The sequence below is a fragment of the Streptomyces sp. NPDC002537 genome, assembly GCF_053594975.1.
In genome coordinates, this window is the sequence record NZ_JBSFWT010000008.1 from 106,323 (window position 1) to 131,306 (window position 24,984).

General features: G+C 71.2%; 24 protein-coding genes. 11 read left to right on the forward strand and 13 right to left on the reverse strand.

Annotated elements, in window-relative coordinates:
* Nucleotides 1-152 precede the first annotated feature (152 nt).
* Nucleotides 153-1,043 carry a hypothetical protein gene (locus tag ACWD4A_RS06210; RefSeq protein WP_451190087.1) on the forward strand — a complete coding sequence of 297 codons (891 nt, stop codon included), beginning with the start codon at nt 153-155 and terminating at the stop codon, nt 1,041-1,043.
* Between the two features lie 98 nt (nt 1,044-1,141).
* Here ACWD4A_RS06210 and thiC read toward each other — a convergent pair whose 3' ends face one another.
* On the reverse strand, nt 1,142-2,899 hold the full coding sequence (gene thiC / locus ACWD4A_RS06215; RefSeq protein ID WP_451190089.1) for a phosphomethylpyrimidine synthase ThiC: 1,758 nt from the start codon (nt 2,897-2,899) through the stop codon (nt 1,142-1,144).
* A 191-nt stretch (nt 2,900-3,090) separates the two neighbouring features.
* On the opposite strand from thiC, the gene ACWD4A_RS06220 reads away from it, so the two are divergent.
* The 3 genes from ACWD4A_RS06220 to ACWD4A_RS06230 all read left to right on the forward strand — a co-directional run bounded on the left by ACWD4A_RS06220 (nt 3,091) and on the right by ACWD4A_RS06230 (nt 6,447).
* Complete coding sequence (locus ACWD4A_RS06220) at nt 3,091-4,392, forward strand: YibE/F family protein (RefSeq protein WP_451190090.1); 1,302 nt, start codon at nt 3,091-3,093, stop codon at nt 4,390-4,392.
* Nucleotides 4,393-4,413: 21 nt separating this feature from the next.
* The gene (locus ACWD4A_RS06225; protein WP_451190091.1) at nt 4,414-4,614 is read left to right on the forward strand and encodes a hypothetical protein; all 201 of its coding nucleotides are present in this window, start codon (nt 4,414-4,416) and stop codon (nt 4,612-4,614) included.
* Nucleotides 4,615-4,815: 201 nt separating this feature from the next.
* A complete protein-coding gene (locus ACWD4A_RS06230) occupies nt 4,816-6,447 on the forward strand; it encodes an SPFH domain-containing protein (protein ID WP_451190092.1) in 1,632 nt (543 codons plus the stop codon).
* Here ACWD4A_RS06230 and ACWD4A_RS06235 read toward each other — a convergent pair.
* The 3 genes from ACWD4A_RS06235 to ACWD4A_RS06245 form a co-directional block, all read right to left on the reverse strand.
* The gene (locus ACWD4A_RS06235; RefSeq protein WP_451190093.1) at nt 6,444-6,890 is read right to left on the reverse strand and encodes an SsgA family sporulation/cell division regulator; all 447 of its coding nucleotides are present in this window, start codon (nt 6,888-6,890) and stop codon (nt 6,444-6,446) included. The genes ACWD4A_RS06230 and ACWD4A_RS06235 overlap by 4 nt on opposite strands.
* Nucleotides 6,891-7,197: 307 nt before the next feature.
* The gene (locus tag ACWD4A_RS06240; RefSeq protein ID WP_451190095.1) at nt 7,198-7,416 is read right to left on the reverse strand and encodes a DUF5326 family protein; all 219 of its coding nucleotides are present in this window, start codon (nt 7,414-7,416) and stop codon (nt 7,198-7,200) included.
* Nucleotides 7,417-7,566: 150 nt separating this feature from the next.
* Complete coding sequence (locus tag ACWD4A_RS06245) at nt 7,567-7,884, reverse strand: cupin domain-containing protein (protein ID WP_451190097.1); 318 nt, start codon at nt 7,882-7,884, stop codon at nt 7,567-7,569.
* Between the two features lie 100 nt (nt 7,885-7,984).
* Between ACWD4A_RS06245 and ACWD4A_RS06250 the strand changes: the two genes are divergently transcribed.
* The 3 genes from ACWD4A_RS06250 (at nt 7,985) to ACWD4A_RS06260 (ending at nt 10,106) form a co-directional block, all read left to right on the forward strand.
* Entirely contained in the window at nt 7,985-8,371 is a 387-nt protein-coding gene (locus ACWD4A_RS06250) for a phage holin family protein (protein WP_451190098.1), read from the forward strand.
* 229 nt (nt 8,372-8,600) lie between these two features.
* A complete protein-coding gene (locus ACWD4A_RS06255; RefSeq protein ID WP_451190099.1) occupies nt 8,601-9,500 on the forward strand; it encodes a LysR family transcriptional regulator in 900 nt (299 codons plus the stop codon).
* A 54-nt stretch (nt 9,501-9,554) separates the two neighbouring features.
* The gene (locus ACWD4A_RS06260) at nt 9,555-10,106 is read left to right on the forward strand and encodes an NUDIX domain-containing protein (RefSeq protein ID WP_451190101.1); all 552 of its coding nucleotides are present in this window, start codon (nt 9,555-9,557) and stop codon (nt 10,104-10,106) included.
* A 47-nt stretch (nt 10,107-10,153) separates the two neighbouring features.
* Here the strand turns inward: ACWD4A_RS06260 and ACWD4A_RS06265 are convergent, their stop codons facing one another.
* The 5 genes from ACWD4A_RS06265 to ACWD4A_RS06285 form a co-directional block, all read right to left on the reverse strand.
* Nucleotides 10,154-11,740, reverse strand: a complete 1,587-nt coding sequence (locus ACWD4A_RS06265; RefSeq protein ID WP_451190102.1) for a globin domain-containing protein — start codon at nt 11,738-11,740, stop codon at nt 10,154-10,156.
* 197 nt (nt 11,741-11,937) lie between these two features.
* On the reverse strand, nt 11,938-12,567 hold the full coding sequence (locus ACWD4A_RS06270) for an HAD family hydrolase (protein ID WP_451190103.1): 630 nt from the start codon (nt 12,565-12,567) through the stop codon (nt 11,938-11,940).
* Between the two features lie 33 nt (nt 12,568-12,600).
* Complete coding sequence (locus ACWD4A_RS06275; RefSeq protein ID WP_451190104.1) at nt 12,601-13,995, reverse strand: FtsW/RodA/SpoVE family cell cycle protein; 1,395 nt, start codon at nt 13,993-13,995, stop codon at nt 12,601-12,603.
* A 180-nt stretch (nt 13,996-14,175) separates the two neighbouring features.
* Nucleotides 14,176-14,616, reverse strand: coding sequence for a GlcG/HbpS family heme-binding protein (locus tag ACWD4A_RS06280; RefSeq protein WP_451190106.1), 441 nt, complete (start codon nt 14,614-14,616; stop codon nt 14,176-14,178).
* A 168-nt stretch (nt 14,617-14,784) separates the two neighbouring features.
* The gene (locus ACWD4A_RS06285; RefSeq protein ID WP_451190108.1) at nt 14,785-16,008 is read right to left on the reverse strand and encodes an MFS transporter; all 1,224 of its coding nucleotides are present in this window, start codon (nt 16,006-16,008) and stop codon (nt 14,785-14,787) included.
* A 170-nt stretch (nt 16,009-16,178) separates the two neighbouring features.
* Here ACWD4A_RS06285 and ACWD4A_RS06290 point away from each other — a divergent pair, with 170 nt between their 5' ends.
* The gene (locus ACWD4A_RS06290; RefSeq protein ID WP_451190109.1) at nt 16,179-16,640 is read left to right on the forward strand and encodes a MarR family winged helix-turn-helix transcriptional regulator; all 462 of its coding nucleotides are present in this window, start codon (nt 16,179-16,181) and stop codon (nt 16,638-16,640) included.
* 234 nt (nt 16,641-16,874) lie between these two features.
* Here the strand turns inward: ACWD4A_RS06290 and ACWD4A_RS06295 are convergent, their stop codons facing one another.
* From ACWD4A_RS06295 to ACWD4A_RS06305, 3 genes are all read right to left on the reverse strand, one after another.
* Complete coding sequence (locus tag ACWD4A_RS06295; RefSeq protein WP_451190139.1) at nt 16,875-17,624, reverse strand: TetR/AcrR family transcriptional regulator; 750 nt, start codon at nt 17,622-17,624, stop codon at nt 16,875-16,877.
* A 218-nt stretch (nt 17,625-17,842) separates the two neighbouring features.
* Nucleotides 17,843-18,973: a pyridoxal-phosphate-dependent aminotransferase family protein gene (locus ACWD4A_RS06300; protein ID WP_451190111.1), complete on the reverse strand. Its 1,131-nt coding sequence runs from the start codon at nt 18,971-18,973 to the stop codon at nt 17,843-17,845.
* Between the two features lie 289 nt (nt 18,974-19,262).
* On the reverse strand, nt 19,263-20,660 hold the full coding sequence (locus ACWD4A_RS06305) for a serine hydrolase domain-containing protein (protein WP_451190113.1): 1,398 nt from the start codon (nt 20,658-20,660) through the stop codon (nt 19,263-19,265).
* Between the two features lie 74 nt (nt 20,661-20,734).
* On the opposite strand from ACWD4A_RS06305, the gene ACWD4A_RS06310 reads away from it, so the two are divergent.
* Together ACWD4A_RS06310 and trxA are read left to right on the forward strand one after the other, a co-directional pair.
* Nucleotides 20,735-21,217 carry a MerR family transcriptional regulator gene (locus ACWD4A_RS06310; protein WP_451190115.1) on the forward strand — a complete coding sequence of 161 codons (483 nt, stop codon included), beginning with the start codon at nt 20,735-20,737 and terminating at the stop codon, nt 21,215-21,217.
* The gene (trxA, locus tag ACWD4A_RS06315; RefSeq protein ID WP_451190116.1) at nt 21,214-21,576 is read left to right on the forward strand and encodes a thioredoxin; all 363 of its coding nucleotides are present in this window, start codon (nt 21,214-21,216) and stop codon (nt 21,574-21,576) included. Before ACWD4A_RS06310 ends, trxA begins: the two co-directional genes overlap by 4 nt.
* 56 nt (nt 21,577-21,632) lie before the next feature.
* On the opposite strand, the gene dnaB is transcribed toward trxA, so the two are convergent.
* A complete protein-coding gene (gene dnaB / locus ACWD4A_RS06320; RefSeq protein ID WP_451190141.1) occupies nt 21,633-23,108 on the reverse strand; it encodes a replicative DNA helicase in 1,476 nt (491 codons plus the stop codon).
* Nucleotides 23,109-23,595: 487 nt separating this feature from the next.
* On the opposite strand from dnaB, the gene ACWD4A_RS06325 reads away from it, so the two are divergent.
* A complete protein-coding gene (locus ACWD4A_RS06325; protein ID WP_451190118.1) occupies nt 23,596-24,936 on the forward strand; it encodes an MATE family efflux transporter in 1,341 nt (446 codons plus the stop codon).
* Nucleotides 24,937-24,984 lie beyond the last annotated feature (48 nt).

Sequence of the window (24,984 nt, forward strand, 5' to 3'; positions counted from 1 at the left end):
TTCCACCGGCGCGGGGCAATTCACGAAACACACTGTCACCGCGCGCCGGTACCGCTCTACCATCGGCTTATCCGTAGCAGGCTCTCCTCCGTTTCCGCCCACTGCCCGGTACAAGCCGGGAAGAAGGCCCTACGGAGCATCGGGGGATGCACATGAACAGCGCTCCGCACCTGCTGGCCGAGGACCGCCCGGAATTCGAGCGGGTTCTCGACCAGGCGTTGCGTACCGCCGACCATGACCCGGAACTGGCCGCCGCGATAGGACAGCGGCTCACGGCAGAACAGTTGCGCACCATGGCGCTCAACGCCATGACCGCCATCTCGGCGTGCGCTGGCACCGAGTACCAGACCTTTGTAAGGGCGCGCGGCGCTCTGCGCACGCTCTCCGCGAGCGTGCACCCCCAGACCGTGAGCGCCGGAGGCGCGCGCGGCGATGAAAGCGCCCCCGATGGAATGACCGCGGCCGGTGGATTCACCCTCACGGACGGCGAGGTCGTGGAATCGGCCGGCGCGGGCGCCGGTGCCGTCCTCGCCGTGCTGGCCCCGGTGCTCTCCGGGATAGCCGCGCTGCTCTTCCTCCTCGTCGGCTATGTACTGCGGACGGTCGGCTCCAACGCGGCCGTCGCCGATCCCATGGTCACCATCGGCTGGTGGTTCGCCGGACTCACCGCCGCCGGTGCGTTCGTGGCGATGGTCGGCATGGTCGTGACGGCCCTGCGCAACGGGGTCGGCGAGGGCAGCGACGCGCGAGGGGTGAGCCTGGCCGAGGAGGCGGAGCGGGCCGGTGAGGCCTGGCGGCAGGCGCTGCTCCACCGCGGCATACTGCCCTTCCTGCGCGAGGCGCTCGCCGACGCCCCCGCCATCGCGCCGCCCTCGTACGCCCGCAGGCGCACGGAAGGCCACCAACGCACCCCGCACCTGGGGTACTCCCGCCCGGGTTTCTCCAGCCCGGACAGCGAATCCACCCCCCACCTCCGCCCGCGCTACACCAGCCCGGACTTCACCAGCCCCGACTACGGCGGCCCGGACCACCGTCCCGAGTGAGCCCCGCACCAGGTCCTCAACGGCCGGCCGGATCGGCCTTCCGGCCGGCCGGCCGTTGAGGATCGAGGTCCGGGCAAGCGGTTCCCGGGGCCCGACCGCTAGTCGGCGATCGGCAGGTACACCCGGTTGCCCGCGGCCGCGAACTCGCGGGACTTCTCCGCCATGCCCGCCGCCGCGTCGACCGCGAGCTCGCCGCCGTGCTCCCGGCGGATGTCCTGCGAGATCTTCATCGAGCAGAACTTGGGCCCGCACATCGAGCAGAAGTGCGCCGTCTTCGCGGGCTCCGCGGGCAGCGTCGCGTCGTGGAAGGCGCGGGCCGTGTCCGGGTCGAGGGCCAGGTTGAACTGGTCCTCCCAGCGGAACTCGAAGCGGGCGTCGGACAGCGCGTCGTCCCACTCCTGGGCGCCCGGGTGGCCCTTGGCGAGGTCCGCCGCGTGTGCCGCGATCTTGTAGGTGATCACGCCGGTCTTGACGTCGTCGCGGTCCGGCAGGCCCAGGTGCTCCTTCGGCGTCACGTAGCAGAGCATCGCCGTGCCCCACCAGGCGATCATCGCCGCGCCGATGCCCGAGGTGATGTGGTCGTACGCGGGCGCGACGTCGGTCGTCAGCGGGCCGAGCGTGTAGAACGGCGCCTCCTCGCAGATCTCCTGCTGGAGGTCGATGTTCTCCTTGATCTTGTGCATCGGGACATGGCCCGGACCCTCGATCATCGTCTGCACGTTGTGCCGCTTGGCGATCGTGTTCAGCTCGCCCAGCGTCCGGAGTTCGGCGAACTGCGCCTCGTCGTTGGCGTCCGCGATCGAGCCGGGGCGCAGCCCGTCGCCGAGGGAGTACGTCACGTCGTACGAGGCGAGGATCTCGCAGAGCTCCTCGAAGTTCTCGTAGAGGAAGGACTCCTTGTGGTGCGCCAGGCACCACGCGGCCATGATCGAGCCGCCGCGCGAGACGATGCCGGTCTTGCGGCGGGCGGTGAGCGGCACGTACCGGAGCAGCACGCCCGCGTGGACGGTCATGTAGTCCACGCCCTGCTCGGCCTGCTCGATGACGGTGTCCTTGTAGATCTCCCAGGTGAGCTCCTCCGCCTTGCCGTCGACCTTCTCCAGGGCCTGGTAGAGCGGCACGGTGCCGATCGGCACGGGGGAGTTGCGCAGCACCCACTCACGGGTGGTGTGGATGTTGCGGCCGGTGGAGAGGTCCATGACCGTGTCGGCGCCCCAGCGCGTGGCCCAGGTCATCTTCTCGACCTCCTCCTCGATGGAGGAGGTGACCGCGGAATTGCCGATGTTGGCGTTCACCTTCACCAGGAACTTCTTGCCGATGATCATCGGCTCGATCTCCGGGTGGTTCACATTGGCGGGCAGCACGGCCCGGCCCGCCGCGATCTCCTCGCGCACGGTCTCCGGCGAGACGTTCTCCCGGAGGGCGACGTACTCCATCTCCTCGGTGATCTCACCACGGCGGGCGTACGCGAGCTGGGTCACCGCGGCGCCGGACCGGCCCCGGCGGGGCTGGCGCGGACGGCCGGGGAAGACCGCGTCGAGGTTCCGCAGGCCCCCGCGCGGAGCGGTGTGCTTGATGCCGTCGTCCTCCGGGCGCATCGGGCGGCCCGCGTACTCCTCGGTGTCACCGCGCCCGATGATCCAGTTCTCCCGGAGCGGCTGGAGACCACGGCGGACGTCCGTCTCGACGGCCGGGTCGGTGTACGGGCCGGAGGTGTCGTACAGCCGTACGTCCTGCCCGTTGGTGAGATGCACCCGCCGCACCGGGACCCGAAGGTCCGGGCGCGAGCCGGTCACGTAGTCCTTGTGCCAACCGATCGGACCGGTTTCGGACGTGCGTGCATCCTGCGAGGTCATGAGACCAGAACTCCCTACGCCGGCATTACCCGGTAACAGGTTCGGCGGTCGACGCAGCGGTGTCCGTACGAACCGTACGGCGGTCAGCGCCCTCTCAGCCCGGTGCTCCGAGCTCCCGCGATTGCAAAGGTGCCACCACGCTAGCGCTTCCCCCGCGCGGAGGGCCAGAGGGGGTTGCGATGATGCGGGGCATGTCCCCCACGGAACAGCAGCCTCTCACCCATGCCCCCCACCACGGCCATGGTCATTCGCACGGCCACGGCCCGCCCACGCCCGTCTCGGCGCACCTCCGCAAGGTGATCGCGGCGGTGCTGATCCCGTTCGCCGTCGCCGTGCTCGCCGGGATGGTCGTGATGTGGCCGGGCGGCGCGCCGCCGCACAAGCACTCCGGGCTCGGGCTCGACCAGCAGACGCGGTCGGGCCGGGTCGTGAAGATCGAGGAGATGGACTGCACGACGGCGGGCGCGCAGCCGCAGCAACAGACGCCGCAGCCGGGCGGTGCCGCGCCGCCGAAGGGTCCCTGCGAGAAGTCGGAGATCGAGGTGACGTCGGGCCCGGACAAGGGCCGTACGTTCACCGAGATCGTCCAGCCGAGCGCCTCGCGCCGCTACTCGGTGGGCCAGGAGGTCGTCCTCGCGTACGCGCCGAAGGCGCCGAAGAACCTCCAGTACGCGGTCACCGACGTGGACCGGACCGTGCCGATGGCGGTGCTCGCCGGGCTGTTCGCGCTCGCCGTGGTCGTGGTCGGCCGGCTGCGGGGGCTCTTCGCGCTGATCGCGCTGGTGGTCAGCTTCGGGGTGCTGACGCTGTTCATCCTCCCCGCGATCCTCCACGGTTCGGATCCGCTGCTGGTGGCCGTGGTCGGCGGCAGCGCGATCATGCTGATCGCGCTCTACATGTGCCACGGCCTGAACGCGCGGACGTCCGTGGCGGTCGTCGGCACGCTCACCTCGCTGATGCTCATCGGCCTGCTCGGCGCGTTGTTCACCGGCTGGGCGCACCTGACCGGCGACACCGACGACCAGACGGGGCTGGTGCACGGTCTCTACCCGGAGATCGAGATCCGCGGTCTGCTGCTCGCCGGGATCATCATCGGCTCCCTGGGCGTGCTCGACGACGTGACGGTGACGCAGACCTCGGCGGTGTGGGAGCTGAAGGAGGCCGACCCGAGCGCGAGTTGGCGCAAGCTGTACGGGGCGGGGATGCGCATCGGGCGGGACCACATCGCGTCGGTGGTCAATACGCTGGTGATGGCGTACGCCGGTGCCGCCCTGCCCCTGTTGCTGCTGTTCTCGATCGCGGACAGCGGGGTGGGGAGGGTGGCGACCAGCGAGATCGTGGCGGAGGAGATCGTCCGGACGCTGATCGGCAGTATCGGGTTGGTGGCCTCGGTGCCCGTGACGACCGCACTGTCAGCGCTCGTTGTCAGTGCCGACCGGCACAATACGAATAAGAGCGCGAGGGGGCGGGGCAGGCGTCGCCGGGCGAAGTGACCACACACGGGGGGCGGGCTGATGGTCGGCGAACAGGGCAGAGTGACGGGGGCGATCGGCCCCGGGCTGGTCGGCGAGGTGATCGTCGGGGTCCGGGGCGGCGCCGAGGCGTTCCTGGCGTACGCGGTGGAGGCCGGCGAGCGCTTCGAGCGGGGCACGGTGGTGGTGATCGTGGAGTATCAGGCGCCGCGCACGGTGTACGTGGCGGCGGCGTATGGCTGATTTCCGCCTGTGCGGGGGCGCGTTCGGCCGATTCCTGCCCGCCGGAGGGCAGGGGTGCATCCGGCCCCGGCCGACAGGAATGCCCACCGTGTCAAGAACGCGCCAAGACTGCGACAGCTCTTCACCACCGGCCCGCGCGGGCGCACACTTTTGATCACGGGTCCCTGTTCGGAGGGGGACCGCAAAAGGGGGGGCTGAACGATGCTCATCGGCATCGTCGCGGGAGCCGTCGTCCTCGGCGTCGGCATCCTGGTAGGTCTGTTCAAGCTGATGTGGCGAGTGGCGGAGCCCAATGAGGCGCTGGTCATCTCCGGTTCCAAGCACCGCACCGAGGGCCTGGGCGAAGGCATGGGCTTCCGGATCGTCACCGGCCGGGGAACGCTCGTGCTACCCGGGGTGCAGGTGGTACGGAAGCTGTCGCTCGACCTCAACGAGGCCGAGCTGAACGTGGATTGCGTGACCAAGCAGGGCATTCCGCTCAAGGTCCACGGCGTGGTGATCTTCAAGGTGGGCGACGACTTCGTGTCGATCGCGAATGCGGCCCGCCGCTTCCTGGACCAGCAGAAGGTCATGGGCCATCGCGTGCACAACGTCTTCGCCGGTCACCTCCGCTCGATCGTCGGCGGGTTGACGGTCGAGGACATGATCCGTGACCGGGAGCGGCTGACCGGTGAGACCCGGGCCGCCTCGGGCACCGAGATGGAGAAGCTGGGCCTGATCATCGATTCCCTGCAGATCCACGAGATCCAGGACCCGACGGGCTACATCAAGAACCTCTCCGCGCCGCACGCGGCCGCGGTGCAGCGCGACGCGCGCATCGCCCAGGCGGAGGCGGACCGCCTCGCCACGGAGGCGGAGCAGCAGGCCGCGGCGCGGATGTCGGAGGCGAAGCGCGACAGCGAGATCCTCCAAGCCGGTTACCAGGCCGAGCGGGACAGCGCGGCCGCCAAGGCGCGGCAGGCCGGTCCGCTGGCGGACGCCGCGGCGCAGCAGGAGGTCGTGGTCCAGGAGACCCGGGTCGCCGAACTCACGGCGCACCGCAAGGAGCAGCAGCTCCAGGCCGACGTGCGCAAGCCTGCGGACGCGGCGGCGTACGAGAAGCGGACGCTGGCGGAGGCGGAGCGCGACGCCCGCATCTCCGCCGCGCAGGCGAAGGCCCAGGAGACCGAACTGGCCGCGGCCGCCGAGGCGACGCGGGTGAAGACGGCGGCGGTCGCGGAGGCGGAGGCCACCAAGGCGCGCGGTGCCGCGGCCGCCCAGGCGACACGGGCGACGGGTGAGGCGGAGGCCGCGGCCGCGCAGGCCAAGGGTCTGGCGGCGGCGGAGGCGGCCAAGGCGCAGGGTCTCGCCGAGGCCGAGGCGATCAAGGCCAGGGCGGCGGCCCTGGCGGAGAACCAGGAGGCCGTGGTCGCGCAGCAACTGGCCGAGAACTGGCCGGAGATCGTGCGCGCCGGGGCGGAAGCCTTCGGGAACGTCGATCACATGGTGCTGCTGAACGGGGCGGACGGCATGTCCGACCTGTTCGCCAAGGCCCTGACCATGGGCGGTACGGGCCTGGGGCTGGCGCGGCAGCTGCTGGCCAGCATGGGCACGACGGACGCTCCGGGGACGAACGGCGCCGGCGGCCCGGCCGTGAACGGCGGCACCGCGGGCGGTACGGGCGGCGCCGGGGGGAGCAGTGCCGGTGGGATCGGCGGCACTGTGACCCGTGACGGCGGGAGCCCCGTGGGCCGGGGTCCTGCGGCCGCGCCTACGGGCACGGCCCCGCGCACGGAGCGGGTGAGGATCCAGCAGGAGGGCGGGGCCGAGGGCACCGCTCCTGACCGCCGCTAACCGGCGTTCTGGCCCTCGGGGTTGCCGGTGAGGATGTTGTCCAGGGCCGCGGCGAGGTCGTAGTCGAAGTCCGCGACCGTGCGCTCCTCGCCGAGGGGCGCGATGCGGTCGGTCCGGTCGAGGAACGCCACGAGGGGCGCCGCCCCGGCCCGGAACAGGGCTCCTTCGCAGCCCACTTGCAGCCGGATGAAGACGTCCGAGAGATGCTCGGCAGAGGCGGGGGCGATGTGCACATCGCCCTCGCCGGAGGGCTGGCTGAGCCCGTCGAGCAGCAACTCCCTTGCGAACGCCCAGGTCACGGGCGCGTCGCCGGGCAGGTGGAAGGTGAATTTCACCGCGTAGGGGTCACTGCTGTCGTAGACCAGCCCCACCGGGATCCGGAAGGACAGTTCCTCGGAGACGAGGAAGGTCATGATCACTTCTGCCTGAACCGTTTCACGCATCGCCCAATGCCCCGATTCGTCGCTTTGTCCGGGATTTTGTTCCTTATGTCCGTGGATTCCGTCATTCGACAGCATCCGTGGATCACAGGGAGTGATATTTCAGATACCAATAGAGATCGAGAGTGAGCTTACGAGCTCTATGACTCTGGAGCGTAGCGACTCGACTACGGGGTGGAGTCGTTCCGGGCGATTCGGGGCGGAGAAATCGCCATATCCGTCAACACCGGCCCGGGGCGACAGTCGGAAGGCGGTGCCGGGGACGGGTGCGGGTGACGTACTCCTGTCTCCCGCACACCGATGGGATCCTCTACCAGTCGCCCTTCGACGACGAGGACGAGGTGAACTTCCTGACGACGAAGATCAGACCACCGACGAGCGCCACCAGCAGCAGGGCCTTGAAGACCAGCGCGATGACGAAACCGAGCGCGCTCATGATCAGGCTGCCGAAGACCATGAGGACGAGGACCGGCACGGCGATCCACTTCACCCACCACGGCAGTCCTGCGAAAATCCCCTTCTCAGCCATGTCGTCCGTCCTTGCTCTTCGCTGTGTGGAGCCGGAGCGGAAGTGCTTCCGGCCTCGCTCTCGATGCTAGGGCGACGGAGTGGCCCGGCGGGGGCCCCGGAGCCCCCGTCCGTCCCTGAGCGACCCCCTACGGGTTGCCGGGGGCCGGGGTCAGCTCTCAGGCGGAGAGAAGACCACCAGAACCCTCAGGTCCTCGCTGATGTGGTGGAACCGGTGCACCGCCCCGGCCGGTACGTACACGACGCTGCCGCGCCCGACCTCCGTCGTCTCGTCCCCCACCGTGATCGCCCCGCGGCCGCTCATCACCACGTAGACCTCGTCCTGGGAGTGCGGCGACTGCGGGTCGAGGTCGCCCGCGTCCAGCGCGTACAGCCCGACGGACATGTTGCGCTCGCGCAGGAACTGCAAATACGCGCCCTCGTTGGCGGCGCGTTCCGCCTCCAGCTCGTCCAGCCGGAACGCCTTCATCTCTCGCCCACCTCGTTACCGTTGTTCACGTCGCTTTGTCGCTTTACCGCGCGTTCCCCGCGGGGGTCCGTCGGCCGATCCCGTCTGCAACGATCTCACCATGAGGAATTTCGTAGTCAAGACGATCGCCAATGCGGCGGCCCTGGCGGCAGCCATCTGGCTGCTCAAGGGCATCACGCTGTCCGGCGAGAACAACACCACGGTGAGCAAGGTACTCACGCTCATTCTCGTCGCACTCGTCTTCGGCGTGGTCAACTTCGTCGTCAAGCCGGTCGTGAAACTGCTCTCCTTCCCGCTGTTCATCCTGACCCTCGGGCTGATCACGCTGGTGATCAACGCGTTGATGCTGCTGCTGACGTCGTGGATCGCGGGCAGGCTCGGGATCGGCTTCCACGTCGAGGGATTCTGGAGCGCGCTGGTCGGCGGCGTGATCATCTCGGTCGTGGCGTGGGCGATGCACATGATCCTGCCGGACGACAAGGACTGAAGGATCCCCGGATGAGCCGACGGAGCCGCCGCGCCGACCCGCACAGGGGGACGGCTCAAGCCTCCCCCCTCATGGCTTGAGCCGTCGGGCCGGTCGGTGGACACACGACGGGCCGCGCGACCAAGGCTAGTTGACTCTGCGTCAGTGTCCAATCACTCCGACGACACAGCCCTATCGACTTATTTATAGTTCCCCTACGAGCGACTGCCTCGGGCCCAGGGGAGCCGGCATGGATCTGACCCTGCTACGCACGTTCGTCACGGTGCACCGAGCCGGTTCCTTCACCCGGGCCGCCGCCCTCCTGGGGCTCTCGCAGCCGGCCGTCACCAGCCAGATACGGGCACTGGAGAAACAACTGGGGCGCCCGCTCTTCCTCCGGCAGGCGCGCGGCGTCACCCCCACCACCATCGGCGACGAACTCGCCCACAAGCTCGCGCCGCACGTCGACGCCCTGTTGGAGATCGCCGAGGCGGGCGGCCTGGACGACCCGTCCGCCGACCGCACGCTCCACCTCGCCGGGCCGCCCGAATTCCTGGCCCTGCGCGCCCTGCCCGCGCTCACCCCCCTCATCACCCAGGGGCTGACCGTACGGGCCGCGCACGGCATCGCCGAGGAACTCTTCGAAGGGCTCGCCGCGGGCCACCACGAACTCGCCATCACCACCACCCGCCCACGCGGCCGGCTGTTCACCGCCACCCCGCTCTGCGACGAGGAGCACGTCCTCGTCGCCGCACCGCGCTGGGCGGCCCGCCTCGGCGGCGCGGCCGTCGTCCGCGACAAGGGCGTGCGGGCCCTGGAGCACCTGCCCGTCGTCGAGGTCCACGAGAGCCTGCCGCTCGTCACCCGCTACTGGGCAGCCGTCTTCGACGCCAAACCGGTCACCAACGGCAGCGTCATCGCACCCGATCTGCGCGCCGTCCTCACCTGCGTGGCCGCGGGGGCCGGGCTCGGCGTGCTGCCCCGCTACCTGTGCTCCGACGCCCTCGACACCGGGGAGATCGTGGCCCTCCTCGACCCTCCCGTCCCCCCGCTGCGCACCTATTTCCTCGTCGTACGCACCGGCAGCCTCGCCCACCCCCACCTGGCACGCGCACACGAGTGGCTGCTGCGCGCTGCCGTCTCCTGGTGAGAAACGCCTGCACCAAGGGGTTTCACCGGGGCGGTCACGCGGCAGATGTCCCGTATGACCGAACGTCCAGTGGTCAAGCGCACCGCACGTGCCATCCTGCTCGACAGCCCCACCCCCGGCAGCCCCGGAGCCACGCCCGGTCCCGCCCTCGAAATGATCCTGATCAAGCGGACCAAGCCCGGCGAGGCCCCGTACTGGATCACCCCCGGCGGCGGCATGGAGCCCGAGGACGCGACCGTCGTCGCGGCCCTCCACCGCGAGGTCGACGAAGAACTCGGCGCCAAGGTCGTCGACGTCGTACCGGCCTTCGTCGACACCGTCACCCACTCCACACTCCCCCATGGCCTGAACGGCATGGGAGGTGCCCCCATCGCCGCCCACGGCGTCAAGGTCCAGCACTTCTTCGTCTGCAGACTCGCCTCCATGGACCTCTCGCAGCGCCACGGCCCCGAGGTGGACGAGCCCTGCGGGACGTACGAGGTGGTGCGCATCCCCTTCACCCGGGCCGGGATCGCCTCCGTCACGCTCGTCCCGCCGTCCCTGCGCGCGTACCTCGACGCGAACATCGAGGGCGTACGGGCGCTGCTGGCGCACGACCTCGGCTGACGCTCCGCACGGCCGACGGGCCGTCGTTCCCGCCGCCGTTCCCGCCGTCATTCCGGTCCTCGTTCCCGTCCTCGTTCCCGTCCTCGTTCCAGGGCCGTCGTCATCAGCCCGTCGACCGCGTCGTGCCGTATCCGGTGCGACGGCATGCCCATCCGCGTCAGGGCGTCCACACCGCACCGGATCATCCCCGGCGGGCCGGAGAGATAGGCGTCGTGGTCGCGCCACGGGCCGTACTGCCGGGCGATGTACGGGAGTTGCCCGCCCAGGCCGCGCACCGGTCCCTCGCCCACCACGGGCCGGACGGACAGCCAGGGGTGCGAGCGCTGCAGCCGCAGCATGGTGTCGATGTCGTAGAGGTCGCCGTCGTGGCGCGCGCCGTAGAAGACCTCGACGGGACGGCGCCTGCCGTGCTCGGCGACGTCCTCCACCAGGGCCTTGATGGGCGCGATGCCGGTGCCGCCGCCCAGGCACAACAGGCCGTTGTCAGTGGTGTGGTCCACAATCATGGAACCGGTGGGGGGTCCGAGGCGCAGCACGTCGCCGGGGCGGGCGCGGTGCACGAGCGCGGTGGACACCCAGCCGGCCGGAACGGCCTTGACGTGGAAGGAGAGCAGCCCGTCCCGGCGCGGGGCGGTGGAGAAGGAGTAATGCCGCCACACGCGCGGCCACCAGGGGGTTTCCATGCTCGCGTACTGCCCGGCGAGGAAGGGGTAGGGCTGGTCGGGCCGTACGGTCACGACGGCGACGTCCGGCGTGCGCAGCTCATGGCCGATGACCTCCGCCTGCCACCAGGCGGGGGAGACCGCCTCGTCCTCGGCGGCCGCGTCGATCATGATCTGTGAGATCGCGGTGTACACCCGCACCCAGGCGGCCTCGGTCGCCTCGTCCCAGGAGTCGGGGGCATAGCGGGTCAGCGCCCCGATCAGGCACTCGCCCACCGCGGGGTAATGCGTGGGCAGCGTCCCGTACTTGCGGTGCCCGCGGCCGAGCCGGGAGAGGTAGTCGGTGAGCGTGGCGGCGTCGTCGGCGTGCCGGGCCGCGGTCAACAGCGCCTTGAAGAGCCGGTCGCGCTGGACGTCCATGGCGACGGGGAAGAGGGATCGCAGATCGGGGTGGCGTATGAACAGCAACGCGTAGAAGTACGAGGTGGCTTTGTCGGCGACGGGGCCGAGCTCCGCCATGGTCCGGCGGATCAACCGCGCGTCGGGCGAGGCCGGTTCCGCTCCGGTCTCCGGTGGCGGGCCCGGCGGAACGGTGGGGTCGCCTCCCATGCCGTCCGGAGCGGGGGCGGGGGGACCGCTCATGCCGTCCCGGCTGTGGGGGAGGGTCTCGTGGTCCGGGACGGGCTCCGGCGACCGCTGGTGCTCCCGGTCCTCCGGAGCCGCCGGGTGCGCCCGGGGCTGATCGTCCGGCGGCCCCGCGTAATGGCGGCGCACGGGATCGGCCGGGGGGAGGGCCGCCGTACGGGCGGATGCCGGCGCCTGTACGGGCACCCACTTCGCCGGGCGTACGGCGGGGCGTTCGGAGCGCGCGCCGCCTTCCGGGCCCTCGTTCGGGCGTGGGGTGAACCAGCCCTGGTCACGCCGGTTGACGTCTCTCCCGCCGTCGGACGACGTGGTCGGAGCGTCCTTCATCGCCTCGCCTCACGATTCCCGCTCTGCTCGTCAGGCGACGCAGCTTGCCACCCTCCGGGTGGGAGTTGGGCGAATCGGCGGAACTCCGGGTACCGCGTGGGTGGTTGGGGCTAGGGTGGTGCGCTTCTGTGCCCCGCCGCATCCGCCGCGCCCGCCGCCGTGGAAGGGCGTCCACCCGCCGTGTCCGCGGAAGGGCGTCAGGCCGCGCCCACCAAGGCGTACGCGTCCCGCAGGTCCGTCCCCGTATAGGCGTGCGCCGCGATGTCCCGCACATGGTGATCCGCGTTCACCGCCACCGACACCGGCACCGCCGCGAACAGCTTCGCGTCCGACATCGAGTCCCCGTACGCCACGCAGTCGGCGCGGGCCAGCCCGTACTCCGCGCAGAGCGCGTCGGTGATCCGCACCTTCGCGTCCGCGTCGAGGATCGTCCTCGGGTCCACGGGCTCCCGGAAGGGGACGGCGGGCCAGCGGGAGCCGTGGGTCGCGTCCGCGCCCCAGGTCAGCAGGCGGTCCACGAAGAAGTGCGGCGACAGCGAGATCACCGCGCACCGCTCGCCGCGGGCCCGGATGTCCGCCCACACCTCCTTGATGCCGTCCATCCAGGGGGCGCCCTCGAAAGCGGCGGCGACGTGTTCCTCGGTGAGTCCCGCCCACAGCTCGCACACCAGGACCGCGAATCGGGGCGGCGTCAGCTCGCGGGCCGCGAAGGCCCGCTCCAGTTCACCGATCTCGCGCTCCAGGCCCAGCTGCCGGGATATCTCGACGGCCGCCGCGGACCCGTGCATCAGGGTCCCGTCCATGTCGAATACATGCAGTCTGCTCACAGTCCCGAGCGTAAGCGGCTCAGCGCCCTGTCATCAGCGCCTTATCAACTGCGTCGCCTGGTCGTCGAGGTCGTTCACGGGCTCCGGCGCGGGCCTGCGCGCCGCGTCGCTGATCTTCAGGAGCAGGGCGATGAGCACCCAGTTCGCCACTTGCGAGGAACCGCCCTGCGCGAGGAAGGGCAGCGCCTTGCCGGTCAGCGGCATCAGTCCGGTGACGCCGCCCGCGACCACGAAGACCTGGAGGGCCAGCGCGCCGGCGAGGCCGGTCGCCAGGAGCTTGCCGAAGGGGTCCCGGGCGTCGAGCGCCGCGCGCAGCCCGCGCTCGACGAGCAGCGCGTACAGCAGGAACACGGCCATCATGCCCGCGAGCCCCAGTTCCTCGCCCACCGTGGTGAGGATGAAGTCGCTGCGCCCGGCGAAACCGATGAGGTCGGAGTGCCCGCGCCCGAGGCCGGTGCCGAGCACGCCGCCGCTGCCGAAGCTGAACAGCGCCTCCGCGGCCTGCGGGGAGGTGAGCCCGGCCGGGGGGTGCGGCAGGTAGTAGTCCATCGGGTGCAGCCAGGCGACGACGCGGCCGTGGACGTGCGGCTCCATGGAGCCCACGACGGCCGCCCCGACGGCGAACATCGCCAGGCCCGACAGCACCCAGCTCGACCGCTCGGTGGCGGCGTAGAGCATGATGACGAACAGCCCGAAGAAGATCAGCGACGTGCCGAGGTCCCGCTCGAAGATCAGCACGAGCAGGCTCAGCACCCACACCGCCGCGATCGGCCCGAACTGGCGCCCGCGGGGCAGGTAGAAGCCCATCACCCGCCTGCTGGCCAGTGCGAGCGCGTCCTTGTGCATCGTGAGATACCCGGCGAAGAACACCGCGATGGCGATGCGGACGAACTCGCCGGGCTGGAAGGACAGCGCCCCGAGCCGGATCCACCGCTTGGCGCCGTAGGAGTCGCCCGGGAAGAACGCCGGTGCCATCAGCAGCACCAGGGCCGCGAAGACCATGACGTAGGTGTACCGCTGGAGGTGCCGGTGATCCTTGAGGAAGAACAGGACCGCCAGGAGGACGGCGAGCCCGACGGCGCTCCACATCACCTGGTTCGACGCGGCGGGCGGTGAGTGGTAACGGATCTTGTACGAGATGTCGAGCCGGTGGATCAGCACCAGGCCCAGGCCGCTGAGCGCGAAGGCGAGCGGCAGGATCAGCGGATCGGCGTGCGGCGCGAAGCGGCGCACGGCCAGGTGCGCCAGCCCGGCGGCGACGGTCAGCCCGATGCCGTACATGAGCAGTTCGCCGGGCACTTTCCCGGCCGTGGCCAGCCCGACCGAGGCATAGCCGAACAGCGTCAGCAGCACCGCCGCGCCCAGCAGCAGCAACTCGGCGTTCCGGCTCCGCGCCGTGCGGACCGAAGCCCTCGCTCCAGCGCTCATTCCTTGTCCCCCTCGGCTCGGACGGCCCCGCTCTCCGGCAGGTGACCGGTTTCTCCTCTCAAGAGAGGGGCGGAGCCGCGTAAAAGGTTGCGCAATCGCGCAACCTTCGAAGAGGGGTATATCACGCACGCGGGGTCCGGGGGCGCGAGCTCCCGGACCCCGGCACGGACCGGACGGGCCTCAGCCGCCCAGGACCGCCTCGATCGCCGTCCGCGCGATGCCGTGGTCCTGCTCCGGCGCACCGCCGCCCACGCCGATCGCGCCGATCAGTCGGCCGTCGCGGTGCAGCGGGACGCCGCCCGCGATGAAGAGGAGCGGGCGGTCCAGCGCGGTCGGCAGGGTGTGGAAGAGCCCGCCGGGCTGTACGGCGTCGACCACGTCGGCGGTCGGCGCGTCCAGCTGCAGCGCGGTGAACGCCTTGCGGTTGCTGGTCTCCCCCGCGATCAGCACCGCCCGGTCGTCACGCCGGAAGGCCAGCAGGTGCCCACCGGCGTCGAGGACGGTCACGGCGGCCCGTACGCCCTGCTCGTCGGCGGCGCGGCGGGCGGCGGCGACCAGGGCCTCCGCCTCGTCCGTGGTGAGCGGGAAGACGGGGGTGGAGGCGGGGATGGGGGCGGTCATGAGGTGGTGCTCCTAGCTGTTCGTGTGTGCGGTGTTGCGTGTGGGTACGTGCAGCGCTGTTGTGCGGATGCGTGCGGCGTTGCGCGCGGTGCTGCTGTGCGCGGTGTTGCGTGCGGCATCCCGGGGGACCCGTGGTGGTCCAGGGGTGCGGGCCCGGGCCCGCGGGTCTCAGTGGCCCGTCGCCGCGACCTCGGGCTCGGCGGCTGCCGCGGCACCGGACCGGGCCGCGATCCGGCCGCCGCCCCGGCCCGCGCGCCGCTCCAGCGACGCGGCCAGTACGGCCAGGGCGAGGGCGGAGGCGGCCATCGCGGCACCGACCAGGTTGGGCGCGGCGTAGCCGAAGCCCGCGGAGATCACGAGGCCGCCGAGCCAGGCCGCGATGGCGTTGCCCAGGTTGAAGGCGCCGATGTTGACCGCGGAGGCGAGCGTCGGCGCGTCGGCGGTCTGGTCGAGGACGCGCTTCTGCAGCGGCGGTACGGACGCGAAGCCGAACGCGCCGACCAGGGGGATCGCGACGGCGGCCGCGATCTTGTCGTGCGCGGCCAGCGGCAGCAGCGCGAGCACGATCGCGAGGGCGCTCAGGCTGACGTACAGCAGGGGCATGAGGGCCCGGTCCGCGTACCGGCCGCCGACGAGGTTGCCGACGACCATGCCGAGGCCGAAGAGGATGAGCAGCCAGGTGACGGAGGACGGGGCATAGCCCGCGACCTCGGTCGCCATGGACGCGAGGTAGGTGCTCATGGTGAAGACGCCGCCGAAGCCGAGGACGGTCATCGCCATGGCGAGCAGGACCTGGGGGTTGCGGAAGGCGGCGAGCTCGCCGCCGACGCGGCTCCGCTCGGGGCGCGGCTGCCGCGGTACGAGAGCCGCGACCCCGAGGACGGCGAGCACGCCGAGCCCGGCGATGAGGAAAAAGGTGAGGCGCCAGCCGGCGTTCTGTCCGACCACGGTGCCCAGCGGCACACCGACCACATTGGCCACGGTGAGCCCGGTGAACATCATCGCGATCGCGCCCGCCTTCTTCTGCGGGGCGACGAGTCCGGCGGCGACGATCGCGCCGATGCCGAAGAACGCGCCGTGCGCGAGGGAGGCGACGATCCGCCCCGCGAGCATCAGCGCGAAGACGGGGGCGACGGCGGACAGCGCGTTGCCCACGACGAACAGCCCCATCAGGAACATCAGCATCTGCTTGCGCGGCACACGACTGCCGATGATCGCGAGGATCGGGGCGCCGATCACCACGCCGAGCGCATAGCCCGTGGTCAGGTAGCCGGCGGTGGGGATGGAGACGCCGAACTCGGCCGCGATCTCGGGGAGCAGCCCGGAGGTCACGAATTCGGTGGTGCCGATCCCGAAGGCGCCGATGGCGAGCGCCAGCAGTGCGAGAGGCATGACGGGTGTGTCCTTCGAGGCTGGGGGTTGTTGATTGCAGGCGGGCCTTACAAGCGTGAACAATAATTGCAGACGCCTGTTACTTGCAAGCGCGGGCTATTGCAGGGGAGGTCTATCCTGTTCCGTACGGGCACCACACCCGACTCCGCACATGAAGGAGGGCCCGCCTCATGACCTGTACTCCGGATCCAGCCCTGCTCGGGCCGGCGCAGGGCTGGTGCGCGCTCTCCGCGCTGCACGGCCGGATCGAGACCCACATCGAGCGCGCCCTGCAGTCGCGGCACGGCCTGAGCGTGCGCGAGTTCGGCGTCCTCGACGTGCTCAGCAGGCAGCACAGCGGCGAGGGCGGCCATCTGCGGATGAACGAGGTCGCCGACTCCGTCGTCCTCAGCCAGAGCGCGACGACCCGCCTGGTCAACCGCCTGGAGGACCGCGGCCTGCTGACCCGCTACCTCTGCCTCACGGACCGGCGCGGCATCTACACCGACGTCACCGAGGCCGGCCTCGCCCTGCTCGCGGAGGCCCGCCCCACCAACGACACGGCTTTGCGCGAAGCGCTCGAATCGGCCTCCATGCGCGAGGAATTGGCGCCGCTGGTGGCCGCGGTGCGGTCGCTGTCACCGGTGTCCTAGCGACACGGCCGGCCCCCGACTGCGGGCCGGTCGCCGTAACCGGGGCTCCGCCCCGGACCTCACAACACGGCTTCGCCGCGTTGCCCTCGAACGCCGGACGGGCTGAATGTGCCGGCCACGGTCCGCACGAACCAGCCCGTCCGGTGTTTGAGGACGCGGCCGAAGGCCGCCCCCGCCGCAGGCGGCGACGGCGCCGCACCCTGACCGGCCCCGAACCCCGGTGAACCGCCGCGGTCAGCGGCACCGCTCCCGATAGGCCCGCTGCCGGCAAGCGGCCCCGCAGTACCGCCCCGGCCTCCCCGTACGAGCCACCCGCACCGGCCCCCCGCACATCTCACACACACCGGTTTCGTCACGCGAAGCGGCAGCGATCGGCAGTTTCGTCACGTTCCGCCCCGGCCGAAGGCTGTCGCACATCAGCGCCGTCATCCGCCCGGCCGCCCCGTCCGGGAGGCGCCGCCGTTCCATCGCGAGACATCCGAAGAGCAGGGCGACCACATCCTCGACCTGGACGTCCTTCCGTACAGCACCGGCTTCTTGAGCGCGCGTCAGCAGGACGGACAGAGCGTCACGGAAGTCCTTCTCCAGGCCCGGGGTGGGCTCGAACAGGCCGTCCGCGCTCGCCTCCAGAGCGTCCCGCAGCGCCTTGTTGCGCACCGAGAGCCGTACCACTGCCGACAGATAGCGGAAGAACACCGTTCCGGGGTCGTCCGCATCCGCCAACTCCCCAGCCGTGTCGGCGAAAAGCCGGATCCGGCCTGCCACTGTCTCCCTGAACAGCGCTTCTTTGGAAGGAAAATGGCGATGGACCGTACCCGTACCGACCCCGGCGCGACGCGCGATCTCCCCCAGCGGAACCGCCAACCCCTTTTCCTCGAAGGCGGATCGGGCCGCTTCGAGGATGAGCGCCCTGTTGCGCCGCGCGTCCGCGCGAAGGGACGTCGAAGCAGAGGCCTGAGCCACCGTGTTGCTGCGTCGCGGCATGCGCGACACCTCCGAGGGGCGAAAAAACGAAACGGGCTGGGTGTTCCGATTCTATCCGGGCACCTGAACAAGGCACCGCAGCGGCGAAACCGGGTAAAAAGCAAAAAAGCCGCTGTCGGCGCATAACGCACCGACAGCGGCTTCGAGATGTGATGTTTAGCGCGTACGAGCGACAGAAGGTCAGCCCGAACGAATCGCTCCCCTGAGCCCCTGGGGGGTCAGCCCGCGATCACCGCGTCCCAGGACGCGCCCGCGGCCGCGAGTGCCTCCTCCGTCGCGCCCACCGTGCCGCCGTTCAACGACCGCAGCGCGGCACCGAGCGCCGACAGCGAGTCCAGGACGACGGAACGGTCGGCCGCGAGCCCGTAGTGGTTCACGCGGATCATCTCCTTGGCGAGCGCCCCGGCCGCCGCCTGCACCGGCACGGCGGGATCGGCCGCCAGTGCGGCCGCGACGACCTCGCGCGCGTCGAGCCCGTCGGAGGCACGCAGGGTGGTCGCCGCGGGGGCCGCGTCCACGTCCCGGACGACGTACGGGGCGAGGCCGCCCAGTACCCGTACGCCCGCCCGCGTGGCCGCGGCGGCGGCGCGGTGACGCGCGATGACGGTGTCCAGACCGGCCGCCTCGATACGGTCCACCGCCTGCTCCAGGGCGAGCATCTCCAACTGCGCGGGGGCGTGCGGCAGCGCCGTGCGCCCCCCGTCGATCCACCGCTCCTTCCAGTCCAGGAGGGAGAGGTACGAGCGGCGCGGCGCCCGCTCATTGGCCGCGATCCGCTCCCACGCGCGGGCGCTGACCGACACGGCCGACACACCCGCCGGGCCCGCCATGGCCTTCTGTCCGCCGATGACGCACAGGTCGACCCCCCACTCGTCGGTGAGCAGCGGCTCCGCTCCGACGGACGCCACGGCGTCCAGCATCAGCAGGGCGCCGTGCTCCCGTACGACGGCACCGATCCCGGCGACGGGGTTGGTGTTGCCGGTGGCCGCCTCCGCGTGCACGAGGCTGACGAAGTCGATCTCCGGGTGCGCCCGCAGCGCCTCCGCCACCTGCTCCGGCGTGACCGCGCCGCTGAACGGCGCCGCCACCGTGACCACCTCCGCCCCGCAGGAGCGCAGCCAGCCGCCGAACGTCTCGCCGTACGGGCCCGTGATGATGTTCAGCGCGGTGCTGCCGGGGCGCACGGCGGAGCGGATGCACGCCTCCAGGGGCAGCAGGGCCTCGCCCTGCATGGCGACGACGCTCTCGCGTGTGCGCATCAGCGCGGCGACCTTGTCCTCGATGCGCGCGAAGTGCGCGGCGTCGAGCGGCGCGAGGTCGAGCAGGACCGGTGCGGTGTTCGCAGTCACGGTGACCTTCCAGGGATACAGCGCCGTACACCGGCGCCCGCCAATCTCTCCCCGACCTTACGTCCACGCCTGCGGCGGGCTCTGCCCCCTGCCCCGTCCCTCCCCCGGCGCCAACGTGCGGCTCCGCCGCGTTGTCCTCAATCTCCGGACGGGCTGAAATGCCCGCAGGTTGCGGACCACAGCCGGCAGATCCAGCCTGTCCGGCGATTGAGGACGCGGCCGCAGGCCGCCACCGCCGCAGGCGGCGAACCGGCCCGCAGCCGAGGACAGCGCGAGGCGAAACCCCTACCTACCGCCACCCCTCCCGGTCCACCCCACCCGGAACCACTCCGGCATCCTCGTACGGGGACCGCGTCAGCACGAACGTCCCGACGTCGAGATGGCTCACGGCACCCTCCGGCGTCCGGACGGCCGTCAGCGTCTCGCCGACGTAGTACGCGTCGAGGCCGGTCCACGTGCCGTCGTCCTCCGCGCGGAAGCGCGACGCGCGGCCCGTGCCGGCGAGCGGCACGAGTTCCAGGTCCCGGCCCGCGCGAAGCCGCAGGGCGAACGGCGTGGCGCCCCAGTACCAGGGCCCGGCCAGTTCCAGCAGTTCGCTGTCCACATCGCCACGCGGGCGCCACGGCGCGGGAATCCGCGGTTCGCGCTCGGCGACCGCCGCCACCAGGTCCGCGGCCGTGGGGTCCACCACCGCGCAGTAGGTGGAGTTCGTCAGGACGACCCCGGCCAGCCCCTCCTCGGGGCTCGCCCACAGCACCGTCACGAACCCCGGCATCGACCCGGTGTGGCCGATGAGGGTACGGCCGTTCCGGCGGGTCAGCTGCACACCGAGGCCGTACCCGAACGCCCAGCCAGGGTCCTGGGGGCCGGACGCCGGTACCCGCATCCTCGCGACGGCCTCCGCCCCGAGCACCCGCTCGTCCCCGTCCAGCAGGAACGCCGCGAAGCGGCACAGATCGGCCGCCGTGGACCAGAGCTGACCGGCAGGAGCCATCCGTCCGGCGTCCACCGAGGGCTCCGGAAGGACCGCGTCCGCCCAGGGGTGCACGGCCCAGCCCGCCGCGTACGGGGCCACGGGCTCGAGCGTCGTACGGTCCATGCCGAGCGGCACCAGCACCTCACGGCGCAGCACCTCGTCCCACGGCTCCCCGCGCAGTCGCTCCACCAGGGCTCCGAGCAGCGCGTAGCCGGGGTTGGAGTAGTGGTACAGCCGTCCGGGCGCGTGCCGTTGGGGGCGCTCGCCGAAGACATCGGCGAGCTTGGGGCGCAAGTCACCGTCCGTGCGCTCCCACCACGGGCCGCGCGCCTCCGCAGCCAGCCCGGAGGTGTGGGAGAGGAGCTGTGCGACGGTCGCCTCGCCCGCCTCGGGGGTGTCGAGGTACGTGCCGACCGGGGCGTCGATGTCGATCAGCCCCTCCTCGTGCAGCCGCATGACCAGCACGGCGACCATCACCTTGGTGATCGAGCCGATCCGGTACTGCGTATCGGGGCCGGGCGCCGTCCCGTCGACCTCACCCCGGCCCGCGGACCACACCATGCGCCCCTCTCGCATCACCGCTCCCACCAGGGATGGCGTACGGCCCTCCGACTGGGCGACGGCGATCCGGTGCAGCAGGGCCCGCCGGGTGGCGGGGAGCAAACCGGAGAACTGCAGGTCGTCCATGGACACTTCGTGCAAGGTGGTCATGCCAGCACCCTAGCCACCCGCTGTCCGCATCGCCGCTGGCCTTGACGTCCACGTCAACGTCTACGGTCGTCGTCATGCGCATCGGGGAACTGGCTCGGCAGGCGGACACCACCACCCGCACCCTGCGGCACTACGAGTCGCTGGGGCTCCTGCCGGCCCGCCGCGCGGGCAACGGCTACCGCACGTACGACGAGGACGATCTGCGCCTCCTCCGGCAGATCCGCGTCCTCCAGGACTTCGGGTTCGGCCTGGAGGAGACCCGGCCGTTCGTCGAGTGCCTGCGCGCGGGTCACCCGGCGGGCGATTCCTGCCCGGCCTCGCTGGAGGTCTACCGCCGCAAGCTGGCGGAGCTCGACGACTGCATCGAGCACCTCCGGCGCGTACGGGCGGAGGTCGGCGCCCAACTCGCCCGCGCCGAACGGGAGACCGCCGCGCTGAGGGCCGCCGCGGATGTGCCCGGAGGTCCGTCCCCGCGCTGCGACCTCACCCCGCCCCGCATCGAAACACCAGACACCGAAACCCCGCCGGACATCGAAACGGAGCTCGACACACCATGACCATCACCGCAACCTCCGCCACCTCCGTCGCAGCGGTCACGGACGACACGTTCGCCACCGAAGTGCTCGCCTCGGAGCTGCCCGTACTCGTCGACTTCACCGCGTCCTGGTGCGGCCCGTGCCGCATGATCGCGCCCGTGCTCGCCGAACTGGCGCGGCAGGAGGCGGGCCGCCTCAAGGTCGTTCAGCTCGACGTGGACGCCAACCCCCGTACGCAGGCGGCGTACGGCGTGCTCTCCATGCCGACCCTGCTGCTCTTCCGCGCGGGCGCCCCGGTCCGCTCCGTCGTCGGCGCCCGGCCCCTGCGCCGCCTCCGCCAGGACCTCGCCGCCGAACTCCCCTGGCTGGCCCCGCACTAGCCGAGCGCTTCCGCCGCCGACCGATCCGCCCCGCGCGGAAGCACCGCAGCCACGGGTTACGCCCCCGCCATGTCCACGAAGCGGGAGTAGTGGCCCTGGAAGGCCACCGTGATGGTGGCCGTCGGGCCGTTTCGGTGCTTGCCGACGATGATGTCCGCCTCGCCCGCGCGGGGGGACTCCTTCTCGTAGGCGTCCTCGCGGTGCAGCAGGATGACCATGTCGGCGTCCTGCTCGATGGAACCGGACTCACGGAGGTCGGAGACCATCGGCTTCTTGTCGGTGCGCTGCTCGGGACCACGGTTCAGCTGGGAGAGCGCGATGACCGGCAGTTCGAGCTCCTTGGCCAGCAGCTTGAGGTTTCGGGACATGTCCGAGACCTCCTGCTGACGGCTCTCGGCGCGCTTGGCGCCGCCGGACTGCATCAGCTGGAGATAGTCGATGATCACCAGCTTGATGTCCGCGCGCTGCTTGAGGCGGCGGCACTTGGCGCGGATCTCCATCATCGACAGGTTCGGGGAGTCGTCGATGTAGAGCGGGGCGGTGGAGACGTCCGGCATCCGGCGGGCGAGACGCGTCCAGTCCTCGTCCGTCATGGAACCGGAGCGCATGTGGTGCAGCGCCACCCGCGCCTCGGCGGACAGCAGGCGCATCGCGATCTCGTTGCGCCCCATTTCGAGCGAGAAGATCACGCTCGGCAGATTGTGCTTGATCGAACAGGCGCGGGCGAAGTCCAGCGCGAGGGTCGACTTGCCCATCGCGGGACGGGCGGCGATGACGATCATCTGGCCCGGGTGGAGGCCGTTGGTGAGCGCGTCGAGATCGGTGAAGCCGGTGGGGACGCCGGACATCTGGCCGCTGCGCGAGCCGATGGCCTCGATCTCGTCGAGCGCGCCCTCCATGATGTCGCCGAGCGGCAGATAGTCCTCGGTGGTGCGCTGCTCGGTGACGGCGTAGATCTCCGCCTGGGCGTTGTTGACGATGTCGTCGACGTCGCCGTCCGCCGCGTATCCCATCTGCGTGATGCGCGTGCCCGCCTCGACCAGGCGGCGCAGCACGGCACGCTCGTGGACGATCTCGGCGTAGTACTCCGCGTTGGCCGCGGTGGGGACGGACTGGACCAGGGTGTGGAGGTACGCCGCACCGCCGACACGGGTGATCTCACCGCGCTTGGTGAGCTCCGCGGCCACGGTGATCGGGTCGGCGGGCTCGCCCTTGGCGTACAGGTCGAGGACGGCCTGGAAGATCGTCTCGTGTGCCGGGCGGTAGAAGTCGACGCCCTTGAGGACCTCGACGACGTCCGCGATGGCGTCCTTGGAGAGCAGCATGCCGCCGAGCACGGACTGCTCGGCGTCGAGGTCCTGCGGGGGGACGCGCTCGAAGCCCTGCGCCCCCTGGGAGGACCCGCCCCGGTCCCACGAACCGCCGTCGTCGCCGCGGTCGTGCCGCTCGCCGCGGGGCTGGCCGTCGCCCCGGCGGGGGCGGGAGACGGGGAGCCGGTCGCCGGGTCCGGCGTCCGCCCAGGGGTCGTCCATGGGCTCGGGGATGCTCACCCCGCCACCTCCTCCCGTCCGCGGAGCGGACCTCGCCGTGCTGTTCTTTCTTACGGCACGGCTCTGACAAATAGGACGCCCGACTCCGGTTCCGGTGCATCGAGTTCGTGTCGATCTCGTAAGGTCTTCGGGGCCGGAACAGGCGACAGGCGCCGGTCCACGGTAGGCCCGCGGGCACCGTCAGCCAATCTGGTTATCCACAGGGCATGTGGATGATGGGCCCCATCCTGTGGAGAAGTCCGCGCAACCTGTGCACGGCACGGGGGAAAGCGCTGTGGACAAACACACAATCACCCCCGGCACACCGCTCTGACCTGCACTTTCGCCATCCACTGGCTGTTGAGGAGAAAAACTTTCCCGCTCGGCGCAAGATCGCGACAAACGCCGCAGAGAAGATCTCGCCGAAGAGCCCGATGTAAGGGTCATTCGGCCATTGCACAGGTTACCTGTGGAAGATTAGGTTGAGAACATGAGCCAGTCCCCCGCGCGAGACGCGCACAGCGCCCGCAGGCACGACCGCGAGATCGTCTCGCTGGCCCTCCCCGCCTTCGGCGCACTCGTCGCGGAACCGCTCTTCGTGATGGCCGACAGCGCCATCGTCGGCCACCTCGGCACCCCCCAGCTCGCCGGGCTCGGGGTCGCCGCGGCCCTGCTCACCACGGCCGTCAGCGTCTTCGTCTTCCTCGCCTACGCCACCACCGCGGCCGTCGCGCGCCGCGTCGGCGCCGGGGACCTCCAGGCCGCGATCCGCCAGGGCATGGACGGCATCTGGCTCGCCCTCCTCATCGGCGCCGCCGTCATAGCCGCCGTCCTCCCCACGGCGCACGCCGTCGTCGAGCTCTTCGGGGCCTCCCCGACCGCGGCCCCGTACGCCACCGCTTATCTGCGGATCAGCGCGCTCGGCATCCCCGCCATGCTCGTCGTGCTCGCCGCCACCGGCGTGCTGCGCGGCCTCCAGGACACCCGTACGCCGCTGTACGTCGCCATCGGCGGCTTCGCCGCCAACGGCGCGCTCAACCTCGGGCTGGTCTACGGCGCCGGCCTCGGCATCGAGGGCTCCGCCTGGGGCACGGTCATCGCCCAGTACGCCATGGCCGCCGTCTACCTCGCCGTCGTCGTACGGGGCGCGCGGCGGCACGGCGCCTCCCTGCGCCCCGACGCGGCCGGCATACGGGCCTGCGCCCAGGCCGGTGCGCCCCTCCTGGTCCGTACGCTCTCGCTGCGCGCCGTCCTCATGATCGCCACGGCGGTGGCGGCCCGCCTCGGTGACGCGGAGATCGCCGCGCACCAGATCGTGCTGACCCTGTGGAGCCTGCTCGCCTTCGCCCTGGACGCCATCGCCATCGCCGGACAGGCGATCATCGGCCGCTGCCTCGGCGCGGACGACGCCGCCGGAGCACGGGCCGCCTGCCGCCGCATGGTGCAGTGGGGGATCGCGTCAGGGGTGGCACTGGGGGTGCTGGTGGTGGCCGCGCGGCCGCTGTTCATCCCGATGTTCACCTCCGACGGTGCCGTACGGGACGCCCTGCTGCCCACCCTGCTGATCGTCGCCGTCACCCAGCCGGTCGCGGGCGTCGTCTTCGTCCTGGACGGCGTCCTGATGGGCGCCGGGGACGGCCCCTACCTCGCTCGGGCGATGCTGGTGGTCCTCGCCGTCTTCGCCCCCGTCGCGCTGCTCGTCCCCACCCTCGGCGGCGGCCTCACCACGTTGTGGTGGGCGATGACGCTGATGATGACGGTCCGCATGCTGAGCCTGTGGCTGCGCACCCGGTCGGGCCACTGGCTGGTCACGGGGGCCGTACGGGCCTGACGGCGCGCACCCCGAACGGCGGAAGGGCCGCACCCCAGTGGGGTGCGG